The sequence below is a fragment of the Spirosoma soli genome (genome assembly GCF_042684525.1).
GTDB classification, from domain to species: domain Bacteria; phylum Bacteroidota; class Bacteroidia; order Cytophagales; family Spirosomataceae; genus Spirosoma; species Spirosoma soli.
Genome location: NZ_JBHULN010000011.1, coordinates 214881 through 225479, shown reverse-complemented (window position 1 = coordinate 225479; position 10599 = coordinate 214881). Strand labels below are relative to the sequence as shown.

The following is a 10599-nucleotide window of genomic DNA, read 5'->3' as shown; positions in this document are numbered from 1 at the left end:
CCGTGGGCTGAGTACAGGTCAGCGTGTTGCTCACCGAAGCCGTTACCGTGGGCACGACCGTATTGCTGACCACCGTGGCGGTCGTGGCAGCGGTAGCCCCGTTAGGTGCCGTCACCGTTACCGAATACGTACCCGCTACGCTTACGACAATGCTCGCCGTATTTGCGCCGGTATTCCATAGATACGTTGCAACCGGATTAGCCGTTGTTGAAATTGTCGCTGTTGTTTGCGCACAGGTCAAGGTGTTGCTCACGCTGGCCGTTACCGTCGGTGCTGCTGTATCGCTGACGACCGTCGCGGTCGTGGCAGCCGTACAGCCGTTGGGGGCCGTCACTGTCACTGAGTAGGTACCCGCGGCACTCACTGAGATGCTTGGCGTGGTCGCGCCGGTATTCCACAAATAGCTTACACCCAGGGTGGCCACCGTCGAGATGGTCGCCGTCGGTTGGTTTACTGTCAGCGTATTGCTCACAGTTGCGGTTACGGTTGGCACCGCTGTATCGCTCACCACGTTGGTTGTAGCCACTGCGGTACAACCATTGGCTGCTGTCACCGTCACTGAGTACGGACCGGCCACACTTACCGAGATAGAAGCCGTGGTTGCCCCTGTGCTCCAGCGATACGTAACGGGTACATTAGAAATTTCCGTCAGCGTTACCGTCGTTTGCGTACAGCTTAGTGGGCTCGTATTTCCAATCGTTGCGCTAGGCGCATCAACATTCTGCTGGACGGTCGTACTGGCGATGGCCGTACAACCGTTGGCCGAAGTCACCGTCACCGAGTAGGTACCGGCGATGCTGGTTGAGAAGCTGGCCGTCGTCTGGCCGTTACTCCACAAATACGTCACAAACTCATTCGTGGTAGCACTTACATTGACACTGGTGAGTGTACAAGTCAGCGGACCCGTGTTGCTCGCTGTTACCGTCGGTGAAGCCTGGTCGATCTGAATGGTCGTGCTGGCGGTAGCCGTACAGCCATTGGCCGAAGTCACCGTTACCGAGTAGGTACCGGCGAGGCTGGTTGAGAAGCTGGCCGTCGTTTGTCCGTTGCTCCACAGATAGGTCACTGGTCCAGCAGCCGTTACCGTGGCACTCACCGTCGCGGTAGTGAGCGTACAGGTCAACGGACCGGTGTTCGTGGCCGTCACAGTCGGAGCCGTCAGGTTCTGCTGAACCGTAGTCGTTGTTACGGCTGTACAGCCATTCGCCGATGTAATTGTCACCGAATACAAACCCGCCACGTTAGTGGAGAAACTAGCCGCCGTTGAGGTAAAGCCCCCCGGACCGGCCCATCGATAGGTAACCCCCGGTGTCGTACTGGAAGCGCTTACTGTCACCGTCGTCAGTGTACAGGATAATGGCCCATTGTTCGTGGCTGTTACTCCAGCCGGTGGCGTAACATTCTGCCCAACAGTGGTCGAAGCTGTAGTTGTACAGCCATTGGCTGTGTTTGTTATGGTGACTGAGTACGTCCCTGGCACACTGGTAGCGAAGCTCTGCGCCGAGGAAGCAAAGCCTCCTGGTCCAACCCAGCTATAAATAACGCCCGCAGTAGTGCTGGTGGCACTTACCGTTGCCGTAGTTTGTGTACAGGTCAGCGGACCCGTGTTGCTGGCCACTACCCCGGCTGGCGGGGCGATGTCCTGACCCAGTACAGTGCTGGCGGTGGCGGTACAGCCGTTGGTACCCGTCAGTGTGACCGAATACGTACCAGCCGTGCCTGTCGTAAAGCTGGCAGCCGTCGAAGTGAACCCACCCGGTCCAACCCAGCGATAGGTGGTACCGGCCGTAGTAGTCGTCACACTCACGGTAGCCGTGGTTTGTGTACAGGTTAGCGGACCCGTGTTGCTGGCCAGGACACCCGCCGGGACGGCAATATCCTGGAGAACTGTAGTTGACGTAGCCGCCGTGCAGCCGTTGGGAGCCGACAATGTTAACGAATAGGTACCAGCTGTGCTGGTGGCAAAACTAGGCACCTGCGAAGTGAAGCCATTTGGACCCACCCAGCGGTAAGTTACCCCCGGAGTAGAAGTGCTGGCATTTACGGTTACCGTTGTCAGTGTACAGTTCAGCGGACCCGTGTTGCTGATCGTTATATTCTGAATACCCGTGTTATCCTGACCAACTGTGGTAGTAGCTCCGGCCGTACAACCATTCGGGCTAGTTACTGTGACTGAGTACAAGCCAGCCGCAGCCGTTGCGAAACTCTGAGACGTTGATACAAATCCGCCGGGACCTACCCAGCGGTAGGTTACTCCTGGAGTGGAGCTAGAGGCACTCACTGTTACGTTGCTCAGGGTGCAGCTTAGCGGACCTGTATTGCTAGCCGCTACGCCCGCCGGTGGGGTAACATCCTGGCCGACAGTTGTGGCGACTAAGGCAGGAGCGCATCCATTGGGTCCTGATACCGTTACCTGATAGGTACCGGCTATGCTGGTGGTGAAGCTTTGCGCCGTGGAGGTAAAGCCGCCTGGACCCGTCCAGCTATAAGTGACGCCGGGTGTAGTGCTGGTGGCACTTACCGTTGCCGTTACTAAGGTACAGGTCAAGGGACCCGTGTTGCTGGCCGCTACACCCGCCAGTGGCGTCGTGTTCTGAATTACGTTGGTCGAAGCCACAGTGGTACAGCCATTGGCTGCCGTTGCCGTGACTGAATACGTACCGGCGATGTTAGTCGTAAAGCTTTGTGCGGTGGCAGTAAAGCCGCCTGGACCCGTCCAGCTATAGAGTACTCCAGCCGTAGACGAGGTTACGCTCACTGTAGCGGTGGCCTGCGCGCAGTTTAACGGCCCATTATTGCTGGCCACCACACCCGCTGGCGGGGTAGTATCCTGGCCAACTGTCGTGCTGGCGGTGGCGGTACAGCCGTTGGCCGAAGTCACCGTTACCGAGTAGGTACCAGCGATGCTGGTCGAGAAGCTGGCCGTCGTCTGACCATTGCTCCACCGATACGTGACGCCGGGTGTGCTATTGGCGCTCACAGTTACTGAGGTGAGGGTACAGGTCAAGGGACCCGTGTTGGAAGCCGTTACCGTTGGTACCGAGAGATCTTGCTGAACCGTGGTCGTTGCCACAGCCGTACAGCCGTTGGCCGACGTTGCCGTCACTGAATACAAGCCAGCAATACTCGTTGTGAAGCTAGCCGTATTTACGCCGATGTTCCAGCGGTAGGATACAGCTTCATTGGCCGTAGCACTCACACTGACACTGGTAAGGGTGCAGGTGAGCGGACCGGTGTTCGTGGCCGTCAAGGTCGGTGCTTCCAGGTTCTGCTGAACTGTTGAACTGGTAGTCGCTGTGCAGCCGTTGGCATTGGTGACCGTAACCGAATAAGTGCCGGCTACACTAACGGAGATACTGGCCGTCGTTGCTCCTGTGCTCCAGCGGTAGGATACAGCCTCATTAGCCGTGGCACTCACACTGACACTGGTGAGGGTACAGGTCAACGGACCGGTGTTTGTGGCCGTCACAGTCGGAGCCGTCACGTTCTGCTGCAGCGTAGTGCTGCTGCTGGTGGTACAGCCATTCGGTGCCGTGACCGTCACTGAGTAAGTGCCAGCTACGCTGGTTGAGAAACTAGCTGCTGTACTGGTAAAGCCACCCGGACCGGCCCATCGATACGTAGCACCAGCCGTTGTGGTCGTCACACTCACGGTAGCCGTGGTTTGTGTACAGGTCAGCGGACCCGTATTGCTGGCTAGGACACCCGCTGGTGGGGTAGTATTTTGAATAACCGTTGTTGTTGCCGTTGTGGTACAACCGTTAACGGGGTTTGTCACCGTTACGGAGTAAACGCCCGCAATACTAGTGGGGAAGCTCTGGGCGGTCGAGACAAAGCCACCCGGTCCTGCCCACCGATACGTTACCCCGGCCGTCGTGCTGGAAGCACTCACCGTCACCGTCACTAAAGTACAAGTTAGGGGCCCCGTATTGCTGGCGGCTACACCCGTCGGCGGGGCGATGTTCTGAATAACCGTCGTGCTGGCCGTAGCTGTACAGCCATTGGCCGAAGTTACCGTTACTGAATACAGACCGGCTACGCTGGTGTTGAAGCTTTGTGCCGTGGAGGTGAAGCCACCCGGACCCACCCAGCTGTAAGTGACGCCTGATGTTGAGGTGCTTACACCGACCGTAGCTGTCGTCAAGGTACAGGTTAACGGACCATTGTTGCTGGCGACAACGTCAGCCGGTGGGGTGATGTTCTGAATAACCGTCGTGCTGGCCGTGGCCGTACAGCCGTTGGCCGAGGTCACCGTTACCGAGTAGGTACCGGCAATGCTGGTTGAGAAGCTGGCCGTCGTCTGACCATTGCTCCATAAGTAACTTACCCCGGCCGTGGTCGAGCTGGCGCTGACCGTTGCTGTTGGCTGAGCACAGGTTAGTGGGCCGTTGTTGGTGGCAGTCACACCCGCTGGTGGGGTGATGTCCTGACCCAGGGCTGTGCTGGCCGTAGCCGTACAGCCGTTGGCCGAAGTTACCGTTACTGAATACAGACCAGCTACGCTGGTGTTGAAGCTTTGCGCCGTGGAGGTGAAGCCACCTGGGCCTACCCAACGGTAGGTTACCCCAGCTGTCGTTGAGCTGACGCTGACCGTAGCCGTCGTGAGCGTACAGGTCAAGGGACCCGTGTTACTGGCCGCTACACCCGCTGGCGGGGTGATGTTCTGAATAACCGTCGTGCTGGCCGTGGCCGTACAGCCGTTGGCCGAGGTCACCGTTACCGAGTAGGTACCGGCAATGCTGGTTGAGAAGCTGGCCGTCGTCTGACCATTGCTCCATAAGTAACTTACCCCGGCCGTGGTCGAGCTGGCGCTGACCGTTGCTGTTGGCTGAGCACAGGTTAGTGGGCCGTTGTTGGTGGCAGTCACACCCGCTGGTGGGGTGATGTCCTGACCCAGGGCTGTGCTGGCCGTAGCCGTACAGCCGTTGGCCGAAGTTACCGTTACTGAATACAGACCAGCTACGCTGGTGTTGAAGCTTTGCGCCGTGGAGGTGAAGCCACCTGGGCCTACCCAACGGTAGGTTACCCCAGCTGTCGTTGAGCTGACGCTGACCGTAGCCGTCGTGAGCGTACAGGTCAAGGGACCCGTGTTACTGGCCGCTACACCCGCTGGCGGGGTGATGTTCTGAATAACCGTCGTGCTGGCCGTGGCCGTACAGCCGTTGGCCGAGGTCACCGTTACCGAGTAGGTACCGGCAATGCTGGTCGAGAAGCTGGCCGTCGTCTGACCATTGCTCCATAAGTAACTTACTCCCGCACTCGCGGCCGCACTGACCGTTACATTTGTTAACGTACAGCTTAATGGGCCCGAGTTGCTCGCCGTCACAGTCGGAGCTACTGCGTTCTGTTGAACAGTCGTCGTCGTTACGGCCGTACAACCATTCGCCGACGTTGCCGTTACCGAATAGATGCCCGCAACGCTGGTCGTAAAGCTCTGCGCCGTGGAGGTAAAGTTGCCTGGACCCGTCCAACGATAAGTAACGGCTTCGTTAGCCGTTGCGCTCACGGTTACACTGGTCAGCGTACAGGTCAACGGACCCGTGTTATTGGCTGACAGGGTTGGTGCGGTCAAGTTCTGCTGAACATCGGTCGTAGTAGTAGCCGTACAACCGTTGGCTGCCGTCACCGTCACTGAGTACGTACCAGCGATGCTGGTTGAGAAGCTTTGAGCCGTCGTCGTGAAGCTGCCCGGACCCGACCAACGATACGTTACCTGTTCGGTCGAGGATGCGCTAACGGTCACCGTCGTGAGCGTACAGGTCAAGGGACCCGTGTTGGTTGCCGTCTTGGTAGGGGCAACAATGTCTTGTTGGAGAGTTGTGCTCGCGGTGTTGGTACAACCATTTGGCCCCGTTACCGTTAGCGAGTATGTACCAGCGATGCTGGTTGAGAAGCTCTGCGCCGTAGAGGTGAAGCCATTTGGACCCACCCAGCGGTAGGTTACCCCAGCGGTGGTGGAGGTTCCACTAATGACGGCCGTGGTTAAGGTACAGGTTAACGGGCCCGTGTTACTAGCGGCTACGCCCCCTGGCAACGTAACGTTCTGGGTAACGATGGCTGTGGCAACGGCCGTTGCCGAACAGCCCGCATTGCTGGTAACGACTACTGTATACGTTCCGGCAACACCCACCGTCGGATTTTGCAATGTACTGGTAAAACCACCCGGTCCGGTCCAGGCAAACGTCGATGGCGTAATGCTGGAGGTAGCTTGTAACTGTACAGTGGTCAGCGTACATGATAATGCCCCACCCGTGGCTGTCACGACCGGGGGAATACACGAGAATCCGGCATCGACCGTGAGATTACTTCCGTTGGAAGCCAGCGTATAGCTACCTGTACGACCAGTGGTAGGATCAGCGTCACTGTCGGTGAGATCGTTACCGCCCTGATCAGCGACAACACTCGTGTAGCCAGCCGGACGAGTGAAGACAACGCTATAAGAAACACCCGGCGTCAGGCCGGTAAAGCTATAGCTACCACTCGCGTTGGTGGTCGTACTGGCCACGACGGTATTAGTTCCTGTCAGCAATTGGACCGTTACCCCCGGAATTCCCGGTTCACCCGTATCCTGTATGCCATTACGGTTATTATCAGCAAAGACGAAATCACCTAAGCTGGCTGTCCGGTAAAAGCCAGCATCTACGGTTGTGTTATTTTCTCCGGCAGCCAGAACGTAGGCTCCCGTGCGGCCCGTGACCGGATCAGCATCGCTGTCGGTACCATCATTACCTCCGGCATTCGCTACTGTAGCCGAATAACCGCTTGGCCGACCAAACGCAACGCTATACGATACGCCCGGCGTCAGACCGGTGAAGCTATAAAGACCACTGGCGTTGGTGGTGGTCGTATTTATTACCGTTACACTAGTTGTTCCCGTCAACAACTGTACCGTCACACCATTAATACCTACGTCACCGGCATCCTGAACCCCGTTTGCATTCAGATCTTCAAAGACGAAGTCGCCTAACGAAGCAAATGCCAGTGCATTAACAACGGCGATGTCATGGTCGTCCTGATCGCCGTTCTGATTGGCAATCGCGTCATCGGTTACCGTACCGTCATTATTTGCTATGTTATCCGGTGTCGAATCCAGGTCATTACCATCGTCGGTACTGATTTCGGCCGCATTGGTCAGACTCTGTCCACCCGAGAGCGCTCCCACCTGCAAAACAATACTTATAGTCGTGCTGGCACCCGGTGATATGGTACCCGAGATCGGGAATGTTGGATTGGGGCCTGTGGACCACCCAGGGTTTGATGCCTGGGCAAAGACAAATCCGGCTGGAACATAATCGGTTACGACAATACCACTGGCCGGTAACTCGCCCTGATTAAATACTTCAATCCGGAAAGTCACATTAGACAGCGGCAGGAGTGGTGCAGGTTGACTTAACACCGTTTTGCGCAGTGCCAGGTCATAATTTAGCAGATAGAATCCGGCATCGACCGTAGTTAAGCTTTGGCCCGAGGTTAAGGTGTAGCCAATGGTGCGGCCGGTAATTGGGTCAGCATCAGAATCAACGGCATCATTGGCCCCTACGTTCGCCGAGGTAGACAAATAACTACTTGGGCGCCCGAAGACAACACTATACGACACAGCAGGAGTTAAACCCGTGAAGCTATAGATACCACTCGCGTTGGTGGTCGTACTAGCAACAACGGTATTAGCGCCGGTGAGCAACTGCACGGGTACACCGGCCAGCCCCAATTCACCCGCATCCTGAATACCGTTGCGGTTGGCATCAACAAAGACCCGATCACCAATGCTGGCCGACCGGTAAAAACCAGCGTCGACCGTGGTCAGGCTGGCGCCAGAAGCCACGGTATAGCTGATAGTACGGCCCGTGGTTGGGTTAACGTCGCTATCAATCGCATCATTTGCCCCCTGATCAGCCAACGTAGCGGTATAACCAGTGGGCTGCGTGAAAGCGATAATGTATGGCGTGGCGGGTGTCAGGCCGGTGAAGCTATAAAAGCCCGTTGCCGTGGTCGTTACCGAAGCAACTCCGGCTACGGGGTTACCATTGGCATCGAGCAGTTGCACCGTTACACCGGCTAAACCTGGTTCGCCCGTATCCTGAATACCATTGCGATTGAGGTCTTCAAACACAAAATCGCCGATGGTGGCTGGAGCGCGAATAAAGCCAATATCGTAGCTATGGTTATTTTCGCCATAGTCACCGGTCGTCAACGATACAACAGCCGTTGCTACTCCCGAGATCGTCTGGAGTAAACCGTCGCTATCGCTCAGATCATCGGTACCAATATTAGCCCGGGTGACGGTCGTTGGGGTAGCGAACTGGTTGAGAGCAACCCGGATTTCGTACGCCGTATTGGGCAGCAAGCCACCTGTTACGTTCGTATTATTAAAGTAATACTCACCATTTGAATTGGTGGTGGTTGATGCCACTGGCGTTGCGTTACCAACGCGGTAAAGCAGGACAGTGGCACCAGATACGTTCGATTGTATCTGGTTATTACCCTGAATACCATCAGCCGTCAGGAAATCACCGTCATTGAACAGACGGTTCCCGATCTCAATGGGCGGAACGTCGCAATTTAACTCGAGATCGCCCAAGCCATTAGCTTTACCATAGGTAGCCACGTTACTACTTTGGTAAATCTGCACACTGGTTGCGACACTACCGCTACCATCCGCGTTGTTGAAACGACGGATACCACCCGCATCAATATTAGTGGTAGGGTCTAATACAATAGACGCTACTTCACCACTACCAGGCAGCATGGCCAATCCACCTTCGCTCATTTCGGCGTGGTATGGCCTCACAACTCCATTGATAAGATCCCCGGGTGCAATAGCGTCACTAAAATAATATTCGCCGTTCCCTGGTCCTTGTCCATTATTAGCGCCAGCTGTCGGAGCACCACCGCAAACACTGGCGTTGCTCTCAAGCGTCCATACGTTCGTAGCCGGATTGCACCGGCCCGCCCGCAGAATATCGCCCGGAGCGATGGCCCGATAAAGCTGATTGCTGGACAGATCTGTGCCCAGGTTGTTGTTGCCGTATTGATCACCGAAGCGGTCGCGGATGCTAATAATCATCGATCCATCGACATCGAATTCAATACCAGCGAACCAGGGTTGCGGGTAACTACAGTTAGCCAGGTCGGCCCGAACGAATCGGTTGGGTAAGTTACCTGTTCCTGGCTGTACATCCGTCCAGGGGTACCATAGGGTGGTCCGGTCTATACCCGTTTTATCATTATTGACTGCTCCCCGCGTATACGTTAATGGGAATGACAGTACGGGCGAGCTATTAAACGCGCCCGTTTCCGGATTGTATTCATATACAGCCGCTAACATACCGGCTCTACTGCGTGTAATTAAGTCGGGGGAAGAAGTTGAGCTACCAGCAGCGCTCTGCACAACCGTAGTAGAGACAGCCTCGTTGGTTGTAACACCACCGACGTATACCCGGCCCCGATAATATTTTAAGCCGAAAGACCGGAAGACACTTCCTGCTGTTTGTGTTGGTGTTGGTATGGCTATAGCAACGGGAGTACCAGCAGTAGGGTTGGCCGTATTAGCGTTTAAGATGGGAACTCTATATAATTGATTATTAAACAGGTTCACGACATATAACTCTGTACCGTCCTCAGAGATTTCCATATCGCCCAGGCCCGTTTTACCTACCTGCCCGAAAACGGATACGTCCCGGTTCTGCGCATTAATAGCCCCTGGAAGTCCCCGAGCTGAGTTCGAAGCTACAGTACCCACATTGGGAATCGTCGCGAATAGTGTAGTACCCGTCGGCTTCGTTATATAAATAGCTCCCGGCCCGCCTGTGCCAAGTCCGGAATGGCGCTTCACAAAAGCGGACGTAAATACGTATTTAGTTGCTCGTTGGTAAGCGACCCCGTAAACAGCACCTAGTTGACTATTCTGGGCAAGCGATACTTCAGAAGGAGCATTACCATTACCACTTGTCGCACTGTAAGGTAATGTGACTAGCACGGGCTGATTAGCAGCTGCCGTTGTGCTGGTAGCAGTCGTACTTTGTGGGTCTCCATTGACATAGCACGGGACTATAAAATTAGGCGAGGCCTGACAATAATCTGAAGGGTAGTTAATGCCCAGATTCAGGTTGGCGGTTGTGTTATCGGGGGCAAACTGAACGGTAGTACCACTATTTGTACCTACTCTGCCGGCGAAATAACCCGCAGGCAAGTTAGTGAATACAACCCGGAAGGGTCCTGTTGCGGAAGTAGATATACTAAACTGCCCCGCAGTAGCTGAAGCGGAACTGGTTGTAGTAGTAGCCACCACAGCGGTACCACTATAAACAGTCACCGTTACGCCCCCTACGCCAATTTCTCCATCTAATGGAGAGGTAGCCGTGAAGCTGCGAACGCCGTCATTGTTGAAATCACGGTAGACTGTTCCTGATATCTGGGCCACTGCGTTACCGCCCAGCATCAACAAAATGAGTAAGGAAACACCGTTCCTATATAACCTGTTGGACTCTCCCTTCCAGAGATACGAAAGCAGACTATATACAATGGGGTAAAGGTTCTTTACCATACGCAGAAGAAATAAGGTTGAGGAGAAAACAGTCGTGTCCACCAGACTACCCAGAA

Annotated in this window: 1 protein-coding gene; it reads right to left on the bottom strand. The window is 55.4% G+C overall.

What is annotated here, in order from left to right:
* Window positions 1–10543 (bottom strand): SdrD B-like domain-containing protein (locus ACFSUS_RS18540; protein WP_381525222.1); only part of this gene is annotated, 10543 nt, incomplete at its 3' end.
* Window positions 10544–10599 lie beyond the last annotated feature (56 nt).